The sequence below is a fragment of the Pseudomonas helmanticensis genome (genome assembly GCF_900182985.1).
Classification (GTDB): Bacteria; Pseudomonadota; Gammaproteobacteria; order Pseudomonadales; family Pseudomonadaceae; genus Aquipseudomonas; species Aquipseudomonas helmanticensis.
In genome coordinates, this window is record NZ_FXUY01000001.1 from 2,320,591 (window position 1) to 2,341,238 (window position 20,648).

The window sequence follows — 20,648 nt, forward strand, 5'->3', positions numbered from 1 at the left end:
ACCGCGTTATCGTTGGCGTCCTTCGCGAGCAGGCTCGCTCCCACAGGGGTCTTGTTCAGCCTTTCTTTTGTGCAAACAACGCATCGAGCTTCTGCTCGAACGTGTGGTAATCGATGCGATCGTAAAGCTCCATGCGAGTCTGCATGGTGTCGATGACATTCTGCTGCGTGCCGTCGCGGCGGATCGCGGTGTAAACGTTTTCGGCAGCCTTGTTCATCGCGCGGAACGCCGACAGTGGATACAGCACCAGCGACACGTCGGCGCCGGCCAGTTGTTCGGTGGTGTACAGCGGCGTCGAGCCGAACTCGGTGATGTTGGCCAGAATCGGCGCTTTCACACGGCTGGCGAACAGCTTGTACATCTCCAGTTCGGTGATAGCTTCCGGGAAGATCATGTCGGCGCCGGCCTCGATGCACGCGGCAGCGCGATCGAGTGCCGATTCCAGACCTTCCACCGCCAGCGCATCGGTGCGCGCCATGATCACGAAGCTGTCATCGGTCCGCGCATCGACCGCAGCCTTGATGCGGTCGACCATTTCCTGCTGGCTGACGATTTCTTTATTAGGACGGTGGCCGCAGCGCTTGGCGCCGACCTGATCCTCGATGTGAATCGCCGCCGCGCCGAACTTGATCATCGACTTGACCGTGCGCGCCACGTTGAACGCCGACGAACCGAAACCGGTGTCGACGTCGACCAGCAACGGCAGATCGCAAACGTCAGTGATACGGCGTACGTCGGTGAGCACGTCATCCAGACCGGTGATGCCCAGATCCGGCACGCCGAGCGAGCCTGCGGCAACCCCGCCACCGGACAGGTAGATCGCCTTGAAACCGGCGCGCTTGGCCAACAGCGCGTGGTTGGCGTTGATCGCGCCAACCACTTGCAATGGATGCTCGCTGGCGACCGCATCGCGGAAACGCTGGCCTGGAGTGCTGTGCTTGGAACTCATGACTCACCTCGTTCAGTGGCTGTCTTATTGTGGGCGCCGTCCTGGTAATGACGAGCGATGTTGCGTTTCGAGGCGCCGATGTGGCGGCGCATCAACAATTCCGCGAGCTCGCCGTCACGGTCGGCGATGGCATCGAGAATCCGGTGGTGTTCGGCGAAGGCTTGGCGCGGGCGATTCGGCGTGGTGGAGAACTGGATGCGGTACATGCGCACCAATTGATACAGCTCGCCACAGAGCATCTGCGTCAGCGTGCGGTTGCCGCTGCCCTGGATGATCCGGTAATGAAAGTCGAAATCGCCTTCCTGCTGGTAATAGCCAACGCCAGCCTGAAAGGCAGCGTCGCGTTCATGGGTTTCCAGCACGCGGCGCAGTTCGTCGATTTCTTCGACGCTCATGCGCTCGGCCGCCAGACGGCAGGCCATGCCTTCGAGGGATTCGCGGATTTCGTAGAGTTCGATCAGCTCGGCATGATTGAGCGACACCACCCGCGCGCCGACGTGCGGAACGCGCACCAGCAGGCGCTGGCCTTCGAGTCGGTGAATCGCCTCACGCAGCGGCCCGCGACTGATGCCGTAAGTGCGCGCCAGTTCCGGCTCGGAGATCTTGCTGCCCGGGGCGATCTCGCCTTTGACGATGGCCGCCTGAATACGCCGGAAGACGTTTTCCGAGAGCGTCTCGGAATCGTCGCCGCTGATGACCGGGGGATCGAGTTGGTCCAGCATGATTGTCGACACCTTTAAATCCAATGCGGCAAAAACTAGCTAATTCAACCGAATCAGTCAAAGGATAAATGGGTATTGTCGACAATCGTCTAATAACCTTAAAAGATCGCAGCCTTCGGCAGCTCCTACAGGGATCAGTGCAGGAGCTGCCGCAGGCTGCGATCTTTTGATCTTCTATAGACCACCCCCAGCGCTGGCGCCATAAAACCACCGTGCTAGAATGCCGCCCGCATTTGCTGGCCATTTATACGGCTTGTCATAAAAAGCTGATAGGCACACGAAGGGCCTTGCGCAAGTTTTGCCAAGGACCTGAACCGACAACGGAACGCTGCGCACCAGGATTTATGAGACTCAAGCCTTTTCCCACATTCTTTGCCCTGTTTTGCCTGCCCGGCCTCGCCGCCGCGGGGGAAAAAACCGTGTACGGCCTCAACGAATACGCTTCGCTTGACGGCATCAATCTCGAAGTCGCGGCCAAACTCGACACCGGCGCGAAAACCGCCTCGCTGAGTGCCCGCGACATCAAACGCTTCAAACGCAACGGTGAATCCTGGGTGCGCTTCTACCTGGCCATCGACGCTGCGCATTCGCACCCGATCGAACGGCCGCTGGCCCGCGTCAGCAAGATCAAGCGTCGCGCCGGCGATTACGACCCGGAAGAAGGCAAAAAGTACACCGCCCGTCCGGTGATTGAGCTGGATATCTGCATGGGCACCGCGCTGCGCAGCATCGAAGTGAACCTGACCGACCGAAGTGCGTTCCAATACCCGCTTTTGATTGGCTCCGAAGCGCTGAAACGCTTCGACGCGCTGGTCGATCCCAGTCTTAAATACGCTGCCGGCAAACCCGCCTGCACCATCGCCGCTCATACCGCCGAGTAATTTCCATGCGTTCTCTAACCTTCCACCTGAAAATCCTGATCACCATTCTGGTGTTGCTGGGCGTTTCGGTTACGGCTTATCAGATTTTCGTGCTCGGCATCCCGGTGACCGAAGATGCGACCGACGACTTGTGGAACATCGACGCCAAAGTCGAGTTCGTCGCCAGCACCAAGGATCCGGTGAAGATCCAGATGTTCGTGCCGCCGCTGAGCCGCGATTACGTCAGCCTCAACGAAAGCTTCATCTCGAATAACTACGGCGTCGCCGTGAACCGCGTCGACGGCAACCGCAAGGTCACTTGGTCGGCCCGTCGCGCCAAGGGCAACCAGACCCTTTATTACCGTCTGGTGCTGACCAAGCGCTACACCGCAGAAAAAACCAAGATCAAAGGCCCGACCTTCCGCGACAGCATCGCCATCGAAGGCCCGGAGAAAATCGCCGCTGAAGCCCTGCTCGCGCCGATTCGCCAACATTCGGCCGACGTTGAAACCTTCATCGGCGAAGCGATCAAACGCGTCAACAACCTCAACGATGACAACGTCAAACTGCTGCTGGCTGGCGACCCGTCGACCGCGCACAAAGCCAAAATCGTCGAGCTGCTGCTGTCCATCGCCCACGTCCCGGTAGAAAAAGTCCACACCATCCGTCTCGTCGCCGACCAGCCGCAAACGCCTGAACTGTGGCTGCGCAGCTTCAACGGCAACGACTGGCTGTACTTCAACCCGGAAACCGGTGAGCAAGGCCTGCCGACCGACCGACTGCTGTGGTGGACCGGCGATGAAAACCTGATCACCGTCGACGGCGGCAAGAAAGCCAACGTGACCTTCAGCCTGAACAACAGCGAGATGAACGCGATTCGTCTGGCCAAGCTGACCGACGAGAACACCGACGCCAACTTCCTCGAATATTCGCTGTACGGCCTGCCGCTGCAGACCCAGCAGACGTTCATGATCATGGTGATGATCCCGATCGGCGTGCTGGTGATCCTGATCCTGCGCAACCTGATCGGCCTGCAGACCCTCGGCACGTTCACCCCGGTGCTGATCGCCCTCGCCTTCCGGGAAACGCAGCTGGGCTTCGGCATTCTGCTGTTTACCGTGATCACGGCGCTGGGCCTGTCATTACGGTCGTATCTGGAACACCTGAAACTGCAAATGCTGCCGCGACTCTCGGTGGTGCTGACCTTTGTCGTGGTTTTGATCGCGGCGATCAGCCTGTTCAGCCATAAACTCGGTCTGGAGCGCGGCTTATCCGTGGCGTTGTTCCCGATGGTGATTCTGACCATGACCATCGAGCGCCTGTCGATTACCTGGGAAGAACGCGGCGCCAGCCATGCGATGAAAGTCGCGATCGGCACGCTGTTCGCAGCGTCCCTGGCACACCTGATCATGACCGTGCCGGAGCTGGTGTACTTCGTGTTCACCTTCCCGGCGATCCTGCTGATCCTGGTCGGCTTCATGCTGGCGATGGGTCGTTATCGCGGCTACCGCCTGACCGAACTGGTGCGTTTCAAGGCTTTCCTGAAGAAGGCTGACGCCTGATGTTCGGTTTCTGGAAGACCTGGAAGGCGCTGGAGGCGCGCGGCATCATGGGCATTAATCGGCGTAACGCCGACTACGTGCTCAAGTACAACAAGCGCAGCCTGTACCCGATCGTCGATGACAAGATCATCACCAAGGAGCGCGCGATCGAGGCCGGCATTCACGTGCCGGAGCTGTATGGCGTGATCTCCACCGAGAAGGAAATCGACAAGCTCGGCGAGATCATCGGCGGGCGCAGCGACTTCGTGATCAAACCGGCGCAGGGCGCTGGCGGTGACGGCATCATCGTCGTCGCCGACCGCTTCGAAGGCCGCTATCGCACGGTGTCGGGCAAGATCATTGACCACGAAGAGCTTGAGCATCACATCTCGAGCATCCTCACCGGCTTGTACTCCCTGGGCGGCCACCGTGACCGCGCGCTGATCGAATACCGGGTGACTCCGGATCAGATCTTCAAAAGCATCAGTTATGAAGGCGTGCCGGACATCCGCATCATCGTGTTGATGGGTTATCCGGTAATGGCCATGCTGCGTTTGCCGACCCGGCAATCCGGCGGCAAGGCCAACCTGCACCAGGGCGCCATCGGCGTCGGTGTCGATCTGGCCACGGGTCTGACGTTGCGCGGCACCTGGCTGAACAACATCATCACCAAACACCCCGACACCACCAACGCGGTGGATGGCGTGCAACTGCCCTACTGGGACGGTTTCATGAAACTCGCTGCGGGCTGCTATGAGCTGTGCGGGTTGGGTTATATCGGCGTGGACATGGTGCTCGATCAAGAGAAAGGCCCGCTGATTCTCGAGCTGAATGCTCGGCCGGGGCTGAATATCCAGATCGCCAACGACTGTGGGCTGACGTTGCGTACCCATGCCGTCGAGGCGCGGCTGGAAGAGCTGAAGGCGCGTGGGGTGACGGAGACGGCTGAAGAGCGCGTGGCGTTTACTCAGGAAATGTTTGGGCATATTCCTGCCGTCGAGGGCTGATCTCCCCCCGATGATCGTTCCCACGCTCTGCGTGGGAATGCATCCCGTGACGCTCCGCGTCACAGTGGACGCAGAGCGTCCATGGCAGCGTTACCACGCAGAGCGTGGGAACGATCATCCACTCAGCCTGCCGCCAATCTGCCAATCCCCGACATCCCCTCTAGGAGCAAATCGCCCGGAGGACTACAATCCCCACCCCGCCTCAACGGCCGATCTGCCCCGCCCATGTTGACCTGTTCCGTACACCCGCTGCTCTACCGCGCCAATCCCGCCGACTACTTCGCGGCCGTCCGCAACGCCCCCGGCGCCGTGCTGCTCGACAGCGGCCGGCCGAGTGCAGACCGTGGCCGTTATGACCTGCTCAGCGCCTGGCCGCTGGAACAACTGGCAGTGTTGCCGGACGAGAGCGGCAGTCATTTCCTGCAACGATTGCGCGACAATCTGCGCCGCCTCGGCGAGGCTGATTTGCCAGCGGGTTTCGAGCTGCCATTCGCTGGCGGTTTGATCGGTTACCTGAGCTACGACTTCGGTCGGCATCTGGAAAGCCTGCCCAGCCAGGCCCGCGATGATCTGCAATTGCCGGATGCTCGATTTGGCCTCTACGACTGGGCGCTGATCAGCGATCACCAGACGTCAACCAGCCAACTGGTCTTTCACCCGTCCGTGAACGACAGCGAACAACAACGGCTGATCACGCTGTTCACCCAACTGCAAGCTGAAGCGCCAACACCGTTCAAACTGCACACGCCGATGGCTGCCGATCTTTCGGCGGACGATTACCGTCAGGCGTTCGAACGCATTCAGCATTACATTCAGGCCGGCGATTGTTATCAGGTCAACTTTGCCCAGCGCTTCCGCGCGGCGTGCCAGGGCGATCCGTGGCTGGCTTACTGCAAGTTGCGCGAAGCTTGCCCGACACCGTTCTCCGGTTTCCAGAGCCTGCCCGATGGCGACGCGGTGTTGAGCCTGTCGCCCGAACGCTTCGTCAAAGTCAGCCAGCGTCAGGTCGAAACCCGGCCGATCAAAGGCACCCGCCCGCGCGGCCTGACCCCGGCCGAAGACGCGGCCAACGCCGCCGAACTGCTGGCCAGTCCTAAGGATCGTGCGGAAAACCTGATGATCGTTGATCTGCTGCGCAACGACCTCGGCCGCACCTGCCGCATCGGCTCGGTGCGGGTGCCGGAGTTGTTCAGCCTGGAAAGCTATCCGAACGTGCATCACCTGGTCAGCAGCGTCACCGGTGAATTGGCCGATGATCGCGACGCGCTGGATTTGATTGCTGGCAGCTTCCCCGGCGGCTCGATCACCGGTGCGCCGAAGATTCGCGCGATGCAGATCATCGATGAGCTGGAGCCGACCCGACGCGCTCTGTATTGCGGCTCGTTGCTGTACCTGGATGTGCGCGGCGAGATGGACAGCTCCATCGCGATTCGCAGTCTGTTGGTCAAGGATGGGCAGGTGTGCTGCTGGGGGGGCGGCGGGATTGTTGCCGATTCGGACTGGCAGGCTGAGTATCAGGAGTCGATCACTAAAGTCAGAATCCTTCTCGAAACCTTGCAGAACCTCTGAGGAATGATCGTTCCCACGCTCCGCGTGGGAATGCAGCCCGGGACGCTCCGCGTCCCATCCAGAGCCGAACGCGGAGCGTCCGTTGAGGCATTCCCACGCAGGGCGTGGGAACGATCATCAGGTAAGCCAGGTTTACAGGCTGAGGTCGCGGCTGGAGGCTTTGAGGAATTCCTGCTTCAAATCGGCAAAGGTGTGCACCGCCGGGAATTGCGGGAATTCGCGAATCACGTTCTCCGGCGCATGAAACAGAATCCCTGCATCCGCTTCACCCAGCATCGTCGTGTCGTTGTAAGAATCCCCTGCCGCAATCACCCGGTAATACAGACTCTTGAACGCCAGCACCGACTGGCGCTTGGGATCTTTCTGGCGCAGCTGATAGCTGGTCACCCGCCCGGTTTCGTCAGTAATCAGCCGATGGCACAGCAAGGTCGGAAAGCCCAACTGACGCATCAACGGCTGCGAGAACTCATAGAACGTATCCGACAGAATCACCACCTGAAAGCGCTCGCGCAGCCAGTTGACGAATTCCACCGCGCCGTCCAGCGGCTTCAGCGTGGCGATCACTTCCTGAATGTCCGAGAGCTTCAAGCCATGCTCATCGAGGATGCGCAGACGCTGCTTCATCAGCACGTCGTAATCGGGAATGTCCCGGGTGGTGGCCTTGAGGGATTCGATTCCGGTTTTTTCGGCGAAAGCGATCCAGATTTCCGGCACCAACACCCCTTCAAGATCCAGGCAAGCAATTTCCACAAGACACTCCCGTTTGTATTGATTATTTGAGTCGAGCGAGGCCGAACTCTAGCGACTCAATCCCGGCGGCGCAACGCACAGGACGCCCCGAGCGTGGCAGCTTTTTGTTACCATCGGCCCATATAGAGCGCCCAGCGCCACCGACCTGTAGGAAGCCGCCCTGATGAGTGCAACGTTCGACGTCGTGGAACTCGCCACGACCTATGCCAACAAATCCGCGCAAGACATTCTCAAACTCGCGTTTGCCGAGTTCGGCGATGACTTGTGGATATCTTTCAGCGGCGCCGAGGATGTGGTGCTGGTGGACATGGCCTGGAAGCTCAACAAGAACGTCAAGGTATTCAGCCTCGACACCGGCCGCCTGCACCCGGAGACCTACCGTTTCATCGATCAGGTGCGCGAGCACTACAAGATCGACATCGAACTGGTATCGCCGGACTACACGAAGCTGGAACCGTTCGTGAAGGAAAAAGGCCTGTTCAGTTTCTACAAGGACGGCCACGGCGAATGCTGCGGCATCCGCAAGATCGAACCACTGCGCCGCAAATTGTCCGGCGTCAAAGCCTGGGCCACCGGCCAGCGCCGTGACCAGAGCCCGGGCACCCGCAGTGCCGTGGCGGCGATGGAAATCGATACCGCGTTCTCCACGCCGGAGCGCACCCTGTACAAGTTCAACCCGTTGGCGCAGATGACCAGCGAAGAGATCTGGGGTTACATCCGCATGCTTGAGCTGCCCTACAACAGCCTGCATGAGCGCGGCTTCATCAGCATCGGTTGCGAACCGTGCACCCGCCCTGTTCTGCCGAACCAGCACGAGCGTGAAGGCCGTTGGTGGTGGGAAGAAGCGACGCAGAAAGAATGCGGGTTGCATGCCGGTAACATCATCAGCAAATCCAACAGCTAAAAGATCGCAGCCTGCGGCAGCTTCTACAGGTGATCGCATTGCCATGTAGGAGCTGCCGCAGGCTGCGATCTTTTGATCTTGAAAAATGTGTACACACGACTGTCACCATCGGTGCCATTTATGTGTGCACTTTTTTGTTTCCGCGCCCTGAAAAGTTACATCCCGCCTGAAAAACCCTCGCTTCCGTCCGCCGTGAAAATCCCCCGCAAAAAATAAATACCTGTTCAATCGGTCAATTTATAACCACTTATTTTCAGATACTTAGCGCGCTTCGATAACTTTTCGAAATGAGCGCGGCTGCGCATAGATCGATAATTGGCACAAATCTGGCTTAAGTGCATACATGTTTTGTATACAAAACTGCAGAACATAGCCACACTTTCGATCCGCAAGCCTGAAGCGCCCTATCCCGTACAGGCTGCAGATGCCCCGTAACCAGTGATGCTTTCACTGCCGCGACGAAGATTTGTCGAGCCTGACGGCTTATGCACAGTCATCGCGGCCCTGAACATCAGGAGCCTGCCGGAATGCGTACAAGTCTCTCGAATAACATCGCGCTGAATCTGCCCGCCTCTGCCCTCGATCAACCGTTACCCCATGACGGTCTGAGCGAGCCGTTACAACTCAGTCCGCGTCTGCACAACAGCGACCTCGCGCCAACCAAGGCCGAAGGTAGGCGCTGGGGCAAATACAGCATCTTTGCCCTGTGGACCAACGACGTGCACAACATCGCCAACTACTCGTTCGCCATCGGCCTGTACGCCTTGGGCCTGGGTGGCTGGCAGATTCTGTTGTCACTGGGGATCGGCGCGGCGCTGGTGTACTTCTTCATGAACCTGTCCGGTTACATGGGGCAGAAAACCGGGGTGCCGTTTCCGGTGATCAGCCGGATCAGTTTCGGTATTCACGGCGCGCAGATTCCTGCGTTGATTCGGGCAGTTATCGCCATCGCCTGGTTCGGCATTCAGACGTATCTGGCATCGGTGGTATTCCGCGTGTTACTCACCGCCGTGCATCCCGGTTTCGCCGAATACGATCACAATTCGATTCTTGGCCTGTCGACGCTGGGCTGGGTATGTTTCGTGGCGATCTGGTTCGTGCAACTGGCGATCCTCGCCTACGGCATGGAAATGGTTCGCCGCTACGAAGCCTTTGCCGGTCCGGTGATTCTGCTGACCGTCGCCGCCCTCGCCGCGTGGATGTACACGCAAGCCAACGCGACCATCGCCTGGTCGATCCGCGAGCCGCTGAGCGGTGGCGAGATGTGGCGCAACATCTTCGCTGGCGGCGCATTGTGGCTGGCGATCTACGGCACTTTGATCCTCAACTTCTGCGACTTCGCCCGCTCTTCGCCGTGCCGCAAGACCATCAAGGTAGGAAACTTCTGGGGTTTGCCGGTGAATATTCTGGTGTTCGCCGCGATTACCGTGCTGCTGTGTGGCGCGCAATTTCAGATCAATGGCCGGATCATCGAAAGCCCGACCGAGATCATTGCGTCGATCCCCAACACGTTCTTCCTGGTCCTTGGTTGCCTGGCGTTCCTGATCGTCACCGTTGCGGTAAACATCATGGCCAACTTCGTCGCTCCGGCCTTCGTCCTCAGCAACCTCGCGCCGAAGTACCTGACCTTCCGCCGCGCCGGGCTGATCAGCGCCACCATCGCCGTGTTGATCCTGCCGTGGAATCTCTACAACAGCCCGCTGGTGATTGTGTACTTCCTGTCCGGCCTCGGCGCCCTGCTCGGCCCGTTGTACGGGGTGATCATGGTCGACTACTGGCTGATCCGTAAAGGTCGGGTCAACGTTCCGCAGCTCTACAGCGAAGATCCCAACGGCGCTTATTACTACAGCCACGGAGTCAATTTCCGCGCGGTGGCGGCGTTTATTCCTGCCGCGTTGATCGCCATTGTCCTGGCCTTGGTTCCCGGTTTCCACAGCGTTTCGCCGTTCTCCTGGCTGATCGGCGCCGGGATTGCCGGAATGCTCTACCTGATCATCGCCAAGCGTCAGCCGCACTACGCCGATGTCAGTGGCGAAACCATCGCGGTCGACAACGTCTGCCACTAACTCCCTCGCGGCCCGGACTTCGGGCCGCAGAACTGCCCGCTATAAGGATTTCCCCATGCGCATTCTCGTGGTCAACGTCAACACCACCGAATCCATCACTGACGCTATCGCCCGCTCGGCGCAGGCGGTTGCCTCGCCCGGAACAGAGATTGTCGGTTTGACGCCGTACTTCGGCGCCGATTCGATTGAAGGCAACTTCGAAAGCTATCTGGCCGCCATCGCCGTGATGGATCGGGTGATGTCCTACGATCAGCCGTTCGATGCGGTAATTCAGGCCGGTTACGGCGAACATGGCCGCGAAGGCTTGCAGGAATTGCTCAACGTACCGGTGGTGGACATCACCGATGCGGCGGCGAGTACGGCGATGTTTCTCGGCCACGCCTATTCGGTGGTGACCACGCTGGATCGCACCGTGCCACTGATTGAGGATCGGCTGAAACTGTCCGGTCTGTGGGATCGTTGTGCTTCGGTGCGGGCCAGTGGTTTGGCGGTGCTGGAACTGGAACACGAGCCGCAGCGTGCGCTGGAAGCGATCGTGCAGCAGGCGGAACTGGCGGTGACGCAGGATAAAGCCGAGGTGATTTGCCTCGGTTGCGGCGGCATGGCCGGGCTGGATGAACAGATTCGCCGGCGCACCGGGGTGCCGGTGGTGGATGGCGTGACGGCGGCGGTGACGATTGCGGAATCGCTGGTGCGCTTGCGCTTGTCGACGTCCAAGGTGCGGACTTATGCGACGCCGCGACCGAAGAACATCATTGGCTGGCCGGGGCGGTTTGCCCGGTAGACCGCGTTATCGTTTATCGCGGGCAAGCCACGCTCCCACAGGTTCTGTGTCGTACTCAGAATATGTGCACAACTCAGAACCTGTGGGAGCGTGGCTTGCCCGCGATGGCCGCGCCGCGGTCCAAAGCCCTACTCAAATAGCACTAAACCGCTGCGCCAGCCCCAGCTCCGCAAACTGCTCAATCACAAAATCGACAAACGCCCGCGTCTTGCCCGGCAACAATTTATGCTCAGCGTAGTAAATCGAAATATTGCCATCATCGACAAACCAGTCCGGCAACACCCGCTGCAACCTCCCCGCCTGCAGATACCCCACTGCAAACGGCATACTCACCAGCGCGATCCCCAAGCCTTGCTCCGCCGTCCTGCAAGCGGCCTCGGAATCACTCATGGTCATCCGCGCCTTGAGCATCAACGGCCGACAATTCTGCGGATTGCGCCCGACCAATTGCCAGGAGCGCACGCGCCCGGTTTGTGGCGAGCGGATCAGAATACCGTCGTGATGGTTAAGGTCATCCGGCTCGATGATCGGCGGATTGGCCTGTAGATAGTCGGAAGACGCGACCAATATCCGGTGCGCCGGACTCAACTTGCGCGCGATCACGCCTTGCGGCAGTTCGAAGCCGCCACCAATGGCCGCATCGAAACCCTGCCCGATCAGGTCGACCTGTCGATTATCGAAATGCCAGTCCGGATTGATCGCGGGATAGCGCTGCAGAAACTCACCGAGCATCGGCACGATGTGCAGACAGCCAAACGCTGCGCCCATGCTGACCTTCAGCGTCCCCGCCGGACGCCCTTCGACACTGGACAGATTGGCCACGGCATTTTGAATGGTCGTCAGACTGCCGCTGACCTGACTCAAGAACAGTTGCCCGGCCTCCGTCAGCGTCAGGCTGCGTGTACTACGCTGGAACAGCCGCACGCCGAGCCGCATCTCAAGTTTAGCCACGCTCTTGCCGACTGCCGCCGGGGTCAGACTTAAACGTCGTGCGGCCTCGGCAAAGCTGCCGACTTCGGCACTGCGCACGAAGCATTCGATGCTGCTGAAGGTTTCCATGGTCGCCACTATAAACTTCTGGTTTACACAGACTATAGCAATCACGGTCTACACAGTTGTCGATACCACGCCGATACTCGGCACCAATACCAAGGCATTCTGCCTTGAACGTCTGGAGATCGAACATGACCACTCAACACCTCAGCGGCAAAGTCGCTCTGATTCAAGGCGGTTCCCGTGGTATCGGCGCTGCCATCGTCAAACGCCTGGCCGCTGAAGGCGCAGCAGTAGCCTTCACTTACGTCAGCTCCGCCGCCAAGGCCGAAGAGTTGCAGAACAGCATCACCGGCAACGGCGGCAAAGCCCTGGCAATCAAGGCCGACAGCGCCGACGCTGCCGCCATCCGCCACGCCGTCAGCGCCACGGTCGAAGCCTTTGGCCGAGTCGACATTCTGGTCAACAACGCTGGCGTACTGGCCGTCGCACCACTGGAAGACTTCAAACTCGAAGACTTCGACCAGACCGTGGCGATCAACATTCGCAGCGTCTTCATCGCTTCGCAAGAAGCCGCCAAACACATGGGCGAAGGTGCGCGCATTATCAACATCGGCAGCACCAACGCCGACCGCATGCCCTTCGCCGGCGGCGGTGTGTATGCGATGAGCAAATCGGCGCTGGTCGGCCTGACCAAAGGCCTGGCCCGCGACCTCGGCCCTCGCGGCATCACCGTCAACAACGTGCAACCCGGCCCGGTCGACACCGACATGAACCCGGCCCACGGTGACTTCGCCGAAAGCCTGATCCCGCTGATGGCCGTCGGGCGTTACGGTAAAGCCGAAGAAATCGCCAGTTTCGTTGCCTATCTGGCAGGCCCGGAAGCCGGCTACATCACCGGTGCCAGCCTGACCATCGACGGTGGTTTCGGCGCCTGACCGAGTCGACTGAACGAAAAACGCCGCCCCTCCTTAACAGAGGGGCGGCGTTTTTTTGTCTCGGTGGTTTAAGCCCATTCCAGCGCCGGCAAACCACAGGCACTCGGGATGAACGCTTTGAGCGTACGAAGGATGCCGTCAGCGTGAGCGTATTTCTCGTCGGCCATGGCCGCGTCGGGAATGGCGATTGCGGTCATGCCGGCGGCTTTCGCGGCAGTCACGCCAAATGGCGAATCCTCGAACACCAGGCAATCTTCAGGCGCGACGCCCAGGCGTCGGGCAGCGGTGAGGAAAATATCCGGCGCCGGTTTCGCCGCGCCGACCTCCGGATCGTCCGCCGTGACGATGAAATCGAACAGCGCAAACCAGTCACGGTGCAGCGTGGTTTTCTGCCCGAACGATTGGCGCGACGAGCTGGTGCCCACGGCGATTGGAATGTTGTGCGCCTTGAGATGGCGGATCAGTTCCTCGGCACCCGGCATCGCCTGAGCCTGGGGAAAGCGCTCGCGCATCAGCGGCTCGCGGATCACCAGAAACTCTTCGGCGGTGATCGGCAGATCCAGCGCCTGCACGACGTAGTTCGCCAGATCGTTGGCCCCACGGCCAATGATGTTCTGCTTGATGCTCCAGTCGAAGGTGCGCCCGTAACGCCCGGCAATCAACGAGGTGACCTCGGTGTAAATGCCTTCGGTGTCCAGCAGCAAACCGTCCATATCGAAAATCACGGCCTTGATCGGGCCGAACGCCTTCAGCGGTGCATTCATCATCGGATCCGTTAACAAAGACATCCCGGCGGCACGGTCGGCGCCACTACGCGGATCTGATTAAAGGGTTCAGCAGCATAACGAGCGCGAAGGACATTGGGCAACGGGCAATCTCCGTTGAGCCGATGAACTACTCGCGAGCATTTAGCGAAACATCCTACAGGCATCACCTACTTACCCGACTTCTTTCCTTTTTGATCCCCCGCAAAGTCCCCGCACCTTTTTTGATGTGCGCGAGAGACTGCGAATGCTTGAAACCGATCGGTTACTGGCCCTGAACAACAGCATCGGCCTGCTGGTAGTTGCAGCGCTCAATCCCGGGCATCCGGATTTTGAAACCCTGATCAAGGAGTTTCGCCTGTGCCTCAACGACTACGAGGCCTGGGCCGAACAGTTCTGGACCGGCACGGCACTCGATGTCGAGCAAGTGTTCAGCGTCGGCAACGACGTACGCCTCATTGCGCCGATCAAGTCCCGGCAACCGATCAGTTCATCGGTGGTGATGTGCCCGGCCAGCGGGCCGTTGACACTGGTGCACATGTTCGAGGCGGCGCAGTTCGTGCCGATCGGCGATACCCCGGTAACACTCGAACCGCTGCTCAGTGACGTCAACGGGGTCCAGACCTTTGGCGAGCCGCTGCGCCACACCATCGGCCCGAGCGGCATTCTGCAAGTGGCCGACTGTGATCGGGGCCAGCGTTATCGCATCACCTTCTTTCCCGATGTTTCCGCTGAGCATGTACAGGCGCTGTATGCCTCCTACCAGACAGTTCTCGGCCACCTGGAAGGTTGGCTGCGCGACGAGTGGGCAGGGTTTCAGCCGCAGTGGGCGGAATTTTCCAGCGCCGGGTTTCTTGATCGTTACGGTCAGTTGCAGCAGGCGGACTGGCGCGGTTTCGAGAAAGTCCTGAATGGCGTTTGGGATGACCTCAAGCAGCTGTTCGCCCTCCTCGCCGACTTGCAGGCCAACAGCGAAAAACTCCTCGAATACCTGAGCGCGGCTGAACTGACGGCGCTGCTGCAAGCCTCCAGCGAAGCCATCGCCAACGCGCTGCTGATGCTCAGTGATGAGCCGCTGCTGTTCATTCATCTGGCGGCATTTACCAGTTGGCTGAAGATGCTGCCGCCGCAGTATCTGGCGGAAGTGGTGGCCGAAGTTCGCGTCGAACTGCTGATCAGTTTTCTGTTGATGCGTGTGTGCGGCGGCGTCGGCGTGCAGATGCGCTTGAGCAGCAAGGTATTGGCCAAGATCAAGTCGCCACGAGCGCGGGAATGGCTCGCGGCTTCGGCGTTGCGCTTGGCGGAACTGAACTCGGCGCCCGAGCTGAGCAGACACGCGAGCGTGCTGAAGCCGCTGGTGGTCAATGCGCGTGATGTCGAGTTGAAACCGACGCCATCAATTCCGTTGAACATTCGTCAGGCTGATTCGTTGGTTTTGACGGTGCCGAATCCGGCGCCCGTTGCGCGCGACAAGACTCGCAACATGGCTGCCCTGCAACGCCATGAGCATCACGACGACTCCCCCGATCAAGCAAAAAACCCCAACGGTGACAGCGCCGATTGCGCGCTACTGACCTGCACCAACGGCTGTCCGGTGTCGATGGTCACCGGCGAGGAGTTGCTGACCCTGACCGATGCGGTGCTCGATGGGCGGCTGCCGTTCGAGTTCAGCCGTTTGTATCGCAGCAGCGCGGTGGAAATCGACGTTGGCCTGGGCTTTGGCTGGAGCCATTCGCTGGCGCATCGGTTGGTGTTCGAGGGCGATTTTGTCGTCTGGATCGATCATGAGAACCGCCGGACGCGGTTTCCGTTGCCGAACATCGAGCGTCCGGCGATTCACAACAGTCTGTCGCGGGCAGCGATTTTTCTTGGGGATGAACCGGAGGAACTGATTCTGGCGCTGGCGGGGGATTCGGCGCGGTTTTATCACTTTCGCGCGGGTCGGCTGACGGCGATCAGCGATGTTTATGGCAATCGTCTGCACGTTAGACGGGATCGTCAGGATCGTATCAGTCGCCTGGATAACGGCGCAGGTCGCGCGCTGTTGCTGCGCTATGACCGGGCGCAGTTGATTGCGCTGGATTACCAGAGTTTTCAGGGCGGCGAATGGACGACTGAGCAAAACCTCGTCAGCTATTGCTACGACGCCCGTCAGCGTTTGTTGGCCGCGAGCAATGCGGTCGGCGACAGCGAGCGTTACGACTACGACGACGCCAACGTCATTCTGCAACGGCAACTGGCCGGCGGCGCGAGTTTCTTCTGGGCGTGGGAGCGCGCGGGGACATCGGCGCGTTGCGTGCGGCACTGGGCGTCGTTTTCGCAGATGGACACGCGCTATGTCTGGGACGACAACGGCAGCGTCGCGGTGCATTACGTCGATGGCACCGAAGAGGTTTACGTCCACGACGACCGCGCGCGCTTGGTGCGCAAGGTCGAAGCCGACGGCGGCGAGCAGCTCAAGGCCTATGACGCGGCCGGACGTTTGATCGCCGAGCAGGACGCTTTAGGCGCTGTTACCGAATACCGCTACGACGAGATCGGACGGCTGATTGCGCTGCTTCCTGCGCAAGATGAGCCAACGTCCTACGAGTATCGCAACGGTTTCCTCTACCGGCGTTCACGTGGCGATGCGGTGTGGATTTATCGGCGCAATGCCGAGGGCGATGTCACCGAAGCGGTCGATCCTGACGGCAAGGTCACCCATTACTACTACGACGTTCGCGGGCAATTGCTGTCGATCCGCTACCCGGACAGCAGCCGGCATCGACTGGCGTGGAATGAGCTTGGCCAACTCATTGAAGAAACCCTGCCTGACGGTGGTGTGCGGCGCTTTTCCTACGATGCGTTGGGGCGGCGGACTACCACGGTTGATGAACACGGTGCGCTGACGCGTCAGCAGTGGGATGCGGCGGGGCGACTGGTTCAGACGACGTTGGCGGGCGGCGCCACTCGGGCTTACAGCTACGGCGCCTACGGTCAGGTGACTGCCGAGCGTGATGAACTCGGACGCATCACCCGATATGAATATGACGACGATTTGCACCTGGTCTCGCGGCGGATCAATGCCGATGGCACGCAGGTGCAATACCGCTACGACCATGCGCGGTTGTTGCTCACCGAAATAGAGAACGAGTCCGGGGAAAAGTACCGGCTGGATTACACGCCGACCGGGTTGATCCGCCAAGAGACCGGTTTTGATGGGCGGCGCACGGCGTATGCCTATGACCTCAATGGGCACCTGCTCGAAAAAACCGAGTTTGGTGATGACGACTCGCGGTTAGTCACCGCGTATGCACGCGATAGCGCCGGACGCCTGCTGGTCAAAACCCTGCCCGACGGGATCAAGGTCAGCTATCAATACGACCGCCTCGGTCGTTTGATCGCTGTCGATGACGGCCAGAAGCATCCGCTGGCTTTTGAATATGACCGCCAGGATCGACTGATTACCGAGCATCAGGGCTGGGGCACGTTGCGCTACAGCTACGATGCCTGCGGTCAGCTCAAACGCCTGCGCCTGCCGGACAACAGCAAACTCGATTACCACTACGCCAAGGGCGGCGCGCTGACCGGCATCGACCTCAACGGTGCGCAACTGACCACGCACGTCTTTCAGTCCGGCCGTGAACAACAACGCCAGCAAGGTCTGCTGCTCAGCGAATATGCCTACGACGATCAGGGAAGATTATTGGCCCATGCCGTAGGACATTCGCACGATGCGCTGTATCGCCGCGACTATGCCTACAGCGCCAACGGCAACCTGGAACACATCGCCGACACCCGCCACGGCCAACGCACCTACGGCTACGACAACCTCGACCGCTTGATCCGCGTCCGCCACTCGCGCGACGAACTGCCGGAGTCCTTCGCTCACGACCCGGCCGGCAACCTGTTGATGCAGGATCGCCCCGGCCCGAGCCAGATCAAGGGCAACCACCTGCTGATGCAGGGCGACCGCCATTACGACTACGACGCCTTCGGCAACCTGATCCGCGAACGCCGTGGCACCGCGCAAAAACTCGTCAGCGAATACCGCTACGACAGCCAGCACCGCCTGATCGGCCTGACCCGTCCGGACGGCCAAACCGCCTCGTACAGGTACGACGCCTTAGGCCGACGCATCAGCAAAACCGTCAACGGCGTCACCACGGAGTTCTTCTGGCAGGGCGACAACCTCGTCGCCGAAAGCAGCCAAAACGAATACCGCAGCTACGTCTACGAACCCGGCACCTTCCGCCCGCTGGCCCTGCTCGACGGCAAAGGCCCGAAAAAGGCCTGCCCGTTTTATTACCAACTCGACCATTTGGGAACACCGCTGGAGCTGACCGATTACAGCGGCGAGATTGTCTGGTCAGCGCAGTACGACGCCTACGGCAAAGTCGCTGCGCTGAGCCTGGCGGCGGCGGAATACCTCGATCAGCCGCTGCGGTTTCAGGGGCAGTATTTCGATGCGGAGAGTGGGCTGCATTACAACCGGCACCGGTATTACGACCCGCGGTTGGGACGGTATCTGACGCCGGATCCCATCAAGTTGGCTGGGGGGTTGAATCAGTACCAGTACGTGCCGAATCCGACGGGGTGGGTGGATCCGTTGGGGTTGAATTCCAATTGTCCTCCGCCGAAGAAGCCGGGTTGTGCAGTGCCGGGTGGAAGTGATGAAGTTAAGGTCGATAAGGGAGAGCCTCATCTACCATCTACTCAACCGAAAAAAGAATACCTTTATCGTGGAGATCGCAAGGGCCCCGAGGACATCTTTGCAAACGGATTCAAAAGCAAAGGCGAAAGCATAGATCTTTTACTTCACGCAATGGACAGCGACAACCCACCAAGCTACTTTATAAGTACTTCACCATCAAAAATAACTGCAATTGATTTCGGCACAAAGAATGGAACCAGGAAAGGCTATCTATACACACTTAGAAAATTGCTAGGTATCGACGTAAATAAAAAACTCGGAAAACTAGTACCTTTCGCCGACGAAACAGAAATAGCGATTCCCGGGAGCATTCACACCTCTGACATCCTGGGAGTAACTCCATTAAAAAAAGATGGTAGCTACGTTGGTTATTCAATCCCTAACCCTAATAGAGAATGACAATGGAACACGCCAAAATAACCATCATCAGGAATGGTATTAAAGAACAGGCAAGTCTGAATTATGACGACACAAAAGGATTGATAGTATTTTCCATGCTCAATGGTTTTATTAAGACATACAAAGCGAATGACCTGTATTTATGTCTAGCAAAAATCAGACACGAACATCCAGAAATTCTATTTCTTTGTAAAGGTGCAAAACTAAATGTAACCCCGTCAAGAATGTGCTCACAAATGAGCGGCGGCGCCATTGCGTATGATTTGAAACCAGGAATTCCTGCCACTCGAGACGATATAGTGCAGATATTTGATTACGAGGAAGAAAATTTATCTAAAGATTTAAAAGACCAACAAAATTACTACAATCAATGGATAAAATCATTGCAAAAATAAGATGCCAGCCCCCTAACCGACTACCCGACACCTTCTTCCAAAACACAAATACTAATTAAATAAAGACAAAAATGATCAAATCGATAGAAATAAAATTCCTCACCCCAAACGGTTTAGAAACCGCCATCATCGATATTGATAGTAGAAATACAATTCTCATATTTACTAGAAAAAACGGCCTTACAAAAAGCTATACCTCTTACAATCTTTACGGTTGTTTAGGTGAGTTGAGATTGGACTTCCCAGAGTTTACATTCCTGTGCAAAGGCGCAAAAATCAACGTGCATCCATCCAGCATGAGTTCCCAGATGTCAAACGGGCTCGTCGCCTACGAGCTTCAAATGGGAAAAAATGGAGAGGACATTGTCCGTATTTTCGACTATGACGACTGCAACTTAACAAATGATATTAAAATTCAAAAAGCATTCTACCTCGCTTGGGCAAATTCTCTAGCCAACTAATGAAACCTGATAAAAATGGAAATCCATATTCTTTCGCACAACCATGATATCCGATCCTGAAGGATCGGATCGCGACCAGCCAAGCAAATTGGTCACTGCTCATCCTCTTCATACTCAATATCCGCCTCATCCGAATCATTCAACGGCACCGTCGCATCATCCATCAACGACCCCGGATCCTCATTCCCCGGATCATTGATAAACGGTAGCCCGCTCGGGCCTTTTTCTTCCTTGCCTTCGGTTTCGGGAGTCATGGCAAACCTCATCATTCAGGGACGTGTATGACGTTCGAAAAGCCCTACAGCCAATCGTTCCAGTGTCTGACCCGCAAATACAAAAAACCCGGCAAAAAGCCGGATTTCTGTTCGAACCTCCATCAATGATGGCGGTTTTTATGTTTGTTCTTGTGCTTGTGGCCACCGCCCGAGTGCGACCCACCATCGCCCCCCAGGTTATTACCGACCGCACCACCCGCCGCGCCGCCCAACCCTGCACCGACTGCCGAACCGGTTGATCCGCCGAGGCTATTGCCGACCACTGAGCCACCTGCGGCGCCGAGGCCACCGCCAATCGCGGCTTCGGTGCGATTGTTCTTATTCGCCCCGACTGCACCGCCGGCCGCGCCACCCACACCGGCACCGACCGCCGCGCCGGTGCTACCGCCGAGTTGGCCGCCGACCACGTTGCCCAGTACGCCACCCAGTCCACCGCCCACGGCTGCCGAACCATCCCCGGCCGCCATCGCGCCCTGTGCCACCAGCAATCCGAAAAACAGTGCAGATAATGACAATCGCATATGAACCTCACAGTTCCCGAATCGGGACAATCCGCCCAAACAAGGGCCTATGTGAGA

The 20,648-nt window shown here is 58.6% G+C and carries 18 protein-coding genes; 11 read left to right on the forward strand and 7 right to left on the reverse strand.

What is annotated here, in order from left to right; genetic code table 11:
- Positions 1-55 precede the first annotated feature (55 nt).
- Positions 56-949, reverse strand: coding sequence for a methylisocitrate lyase (gene prpB / locus QOL84_RS10155; RefSeq protein ID WP_283437135.1), 894 nt, complete (start codon positions 947-949; stop codon positions 56-58).
- Entirely contained in the window at positions 946-1,668 is a 723-nt protein-coding gene (locus tag QOL84_RS10160; protein WP_171057355.1) for a GntR family transcriptional regulator, read from the reverse strand. Before QOL84_RS10160 ends, prpB begins: the two co-directional genes overlap by 4 nt.
- A gap of 347 nt (positions 1,669-2,015) precedes the next feature.
- On the opposite strand from QOL84_RS10160, the gene rloA reads away from it, so the two are divergent.
- From rloA to pabB, 4 genes are all read left to right on the forward strand, one after another.
- Positions 2,016-2,552, forward strand: a complete 537-nt coding sequence (rloA, locus tag QOL84_RS10165; protein WP_008081000.1) for a retropepsin-like aspartic peptidase RloA — start codon at positions 2,016-2,018, stop codon at positions 2,550-2,552.
- Between the two features lie 5 nt (positions 2,553-2,557).
- Positions 2,558-4,093: an osmotic stress tolerance membrane protein RloB gene (gene rloB, locus QOL84_RS10170; RefSeq protein WP_129391393.1), complete on the forward strand. Its 1,536-nt coding sequence runs from the start codon at positions 2,558-2,560 to the stop codon at positions 4,091-4,093.
- Positions 4,093-5,079, forward strand: a complete 987-nt coding sequence (locus QOL84_RS10175; RefSeq protein ID WP_129391389.1) for an alpha-L-glutamate ligase-like protein — start codon at positions 4,093-4,095, stop codon at positions 5,077-5,079. Before rloB ends, QOL84_RS10175 begins: the two co-directional genes overlap by 1 nt.
- 225 nt (positions 5,080-5,304) lie before the next feature.
- Positions 5,305-6,648, forward strand: a complete 1,344-nt coding sequence (gene pabB, locus QOL84_RS10180) for an aminodeoxychorismate synthase component I (protein ID WP_283437136.1) — start codon at positions 5,305-5,307, stop codon at positions 6,646-6,648.
- Between the two features lie 132 nt (positions 6,649-6,780).
- Here the strand turns inward: pabB and thrH are convergent, their stop codons facing one another.
- On the reverse strand, positions 6,781-7,398 hold the full coding sequence (thrH, locus tag QOL84_RS10185; RefSeq protein ID WP_283437137.1) for a bifunctional phosphoserine phosphatase/homoserine phosphotransferase ThrH: 618 nt from the start codon (positions 7,396-7,398) through the stop codon (positions 6,781-6,783).
- 163 nt (positions 7,399-7,561) lie between these two features.
- Between thrH and QOL84_RS10190 the strand changes: the two genes are divergently transcribed.
- From QOL84_RS10190 to QOL84_RS10200, 3 genes are all read left to right on the forward strand, one after another.
- Positions 7,562-8,302: a phosphoadenylyl-sulfate reductase gene (locus tag QOL84_RS10190; RefSeq protein WP_129391383.1), complete on the forward strand. Its 741-nt coding sequence runs from the start codon at positions 7,562-7,564 to the stop codon at positions 8,300-8,302.
- Positions 8,303-8,829: 527 nt separating this feature from the next.
- A complete protein-coding gene (locus tag QOL84_RS10195) occupies positions 8,830-10,368 on the forward strand; it encodes an NCS1 family nucleobase:cation symporter-1 (protein WP_283437138.1) in 1,539 nt (512 codons plus the stop codon).
- 55 nt (positions 10,369-10,423) lie between these two features.
- The gene (locus QOL84_RS10200) at positions 10,424-11,152 is read left to right on the forward strand and encodes an aspartate/glutamate racemase family protein (protein ID WP_064116940.1); all 729 of its coding nucleotides are present in this window, start codon (positions 10,424-10,426) and stop codon (positions 11,150-11,152) included.
- A 132-nt stretch (positions 11,153-11,284) separates the two neighbouring features.
- Here QOL84_RS10200 and QOL84_RS10205 read toward each other — a convergent pair whose 3' ends face one another.
- Complete coding sequence (locus QOL84_RS10205) at positions 11,285-12,211, reverse strand: LysR family transcriptional regulator (RefSeq protein ID WP_283437139.1); 927 nt, start codon at positions 12,209-12,211, stop codon at positions 11,285-11,287.
- Between the two features lie 125 nt (positions 12,212-12,336).
- On the opposite strand from QOL84_RS10205, the gene QOL84_RS10210 reads away from it, so the two are divergent.
- Positions 12,337-13,083, forward strand: coding sequence for a 3-oxoacyl-ACP reductase family protein (locus QOL84_RS10210; RefSeq protein ID WP_283437140.1), 747 nt, complete (start codon positions 12,337-12,339; stop codon positions 13,081-13,083).
- A 68-nt stretch (positions 13,084-13,151) separates the two neighbouring features.
- Here QOL84_RS10210 and QOL84_RS10215 read toward each other — a convergent pair whose 3' ends face one another.
- The gene (locus QOL84_RS10215) at positions 13,152-13,847 is read right to left on the reverse strand and encodes an HAD-IA family hydrolase (RefSeq protein ID WP_129391371.1); all 696 of its coding nucleotides are present in this window, start codon (positions 13,845-13,847) and stop codon (positions 13,152-13,154) included.
- Between the two features lie 247 nt (positions 13,848-14,094).
- Between QOL84_RS10215 and QOL84_RS10220 the strand changes: the two genes are divergently transcribed.
- The 3 genes from QOL84_RS10220 (at position 14,095) to QOL84_RS10230 (ending at position 19,795) form a co-directional block, all read left to right on the forward strand.
- Positions 14,095-18,939, forward strand: a complete 4,845-nt coding sequence (locus QOL84_RS10220) for an RHS repeat-associated core domain-containing protein (protein ID WP_283437141.1) — start codon at positions 14,095-14,097, stop codon at positions 18,937-18,939.
- A gap of 2 nt (positions 18,940-18,941) precedes the next feature.
- Positions 18,942-19,334, forward strand: a complete 393-nt coding sequence (locus tag QOL84_RS10225) for a hypothetical protein (protein WP_129391365.1) — start codon at positions 18,942-18,944, stop codon at positions 19,332-19,334.
- A gap of 71 nt (positions 19,335-19,405) precedes the next feature.
- Positions 19,406-19,795, forward strand: coding sequence for a hypothetical protein (locus tag QOL84_RS10230; protein ID WP_129391362.1), 390 nt, complete (start codon positions 19,406-19,408; stop codon positions 19,793-19,795).
- 92 nt (positions 19,796-19,887) lie between these two features.
- Here QOL84_RS10230 and QOL84_RS10235 read toward each other — a convergent pair whose 3' ends face one another.
- Together QOL84_RS10235 and QOL84_RS10240 are read right to left on the reverse strand one after the other, a co-directional pair.
- Positions 19,888-20,049 (reverse strand): hypothetical protein, encoded by a 162-nt coding sequence (locus QOL84_RS10235; protein WP_283437142.1) that lies wholly within the window; start codon positions 20,047-20,049, stop codon positions 19,888-19,890.
- A gap of 122 nt (positions 20,050-20,171) precedes the next feature.
- Entirely contained in the window at positions 20,172-20,591 is a 420-nt protein-coding gene (locus QOL84_RS10240; RefSeq protein ID WP_283437143.1) for a YMGG-like glycine zipper-containing protein, read from the reverse strand.
- Between the last annotated feature and the right edge of the window lie 57 nt (positions 20,592-20,648).

Bases quoted from the DNA above. Each gene is read 5' to 3' on its own strand.
- prpB (WP_283437135.1), bottom strand. From the start codon at position 949: ATGAGTTCCAAGCACAGCACTCCAGGCCAGCGTTTCCGCGATGCGGTC.
- rloA (WP_008081000.1), top strand. From the start codon at position 2,016: ATGAGACTCAAGCCTTTTCCCACATTCTTTGCCCTGTTTTGCCTGCCC.
- rloB (WP_129391393.1), top strand. From the start codon at position 2,558: ATGCGTTCTCTAACCTTCCACCTGAAAATCCTGATCACCATTCTGGTG.
- QOL84_RS10175 (WP_129391389.1), top strand. From the start codon at position 4,093: ATGTTCGGTTTCTGGAAGACCTGGAAGGCGCTGGAGGCGCGCGGCATC.
- pabB (WP_283437136.1), top strand. From the start codon at position 5,305: ATGTTGACCTGTTCCGTACACCCGCTGCTCTACCGCGCCAATCCCGCC.
- QOL84_RS10190 (WP_129391383.1), top strand. From the start codon at position 7,562: ATGAGTGCAACGTTCGACGTCGTGGAACTCGCCACGACCTATGCCAAC.
- QOL84_RS10195 (WP_283437138.1), top strand. From the start codon at position 8,830: ATGCGTACAAGTCTCTCGAATAACATCGCGCTGAATCTGCCCGCCTCT.
- QOL84_RS10200 (WP_064116940.1), top strand. From the start codon at position 10,424: ATGCGCATTCTCGTGGTCAACGTCAACACCACCGAATCCATCACTGAC.
- QOL84_RS10205 (WP_283437139.1), bottom strand. From the start codon at position 12,211: ATGGAAACCTTCAGCAGCATCGAATGCTTCGTGCGCAGTGCCGAAGTC.
- QOL84_RS10210 (WP_283437140.1), top strand. From the start codon at position 12,337: ATGACCACTCAACACCTCAGCGGCAAAGTCGCTCTGATTCAAGGCGGT.
- QOL84_RS10215 (WP_129391371.1), bottom strand. From the start codon at position 13,847: ATGAATGCACCGCTGAAGGCGTTCGGCCCGATCAAGGCCGTGATTTTC.
- QOL84_RS10220 (WP_283437141.1), top strand. From the start codon at position 14,095: ATGCTTGAAACCGATCGGTTACTGGCCCTGAACAACAGCATCGGCCTG.
- QOL84_RS10225 (WP_129391365.1), top strand. From the start codon at position 18,942: ATGGAACACGCCAAAATAACCATCATCAGGAATGGTATTAAAGAACAG.
- QOL84_RS10230 (WP_129391362.1), top strand. From the start codon at position 19,406: ATGATCAAATCGATAGAAATAAAATTCCTCACCCCAAACGGTTTAGAA.
- QOL84_RS10235 (WP_283437142.1), bottom strand. From the start codon at position 20,049: ATGACTCCCGAAACCGAAGGCAAGGAAGAAAAAGGCCCGAGCGGGCTA.
- QOL84_RS10240 (WP_283437143.1), bottom strand. From the start codon at position 20,591: ATGCGATTGTCATTATCTGCACTGTTTTTCGGATTGCTGGTGGCACAG.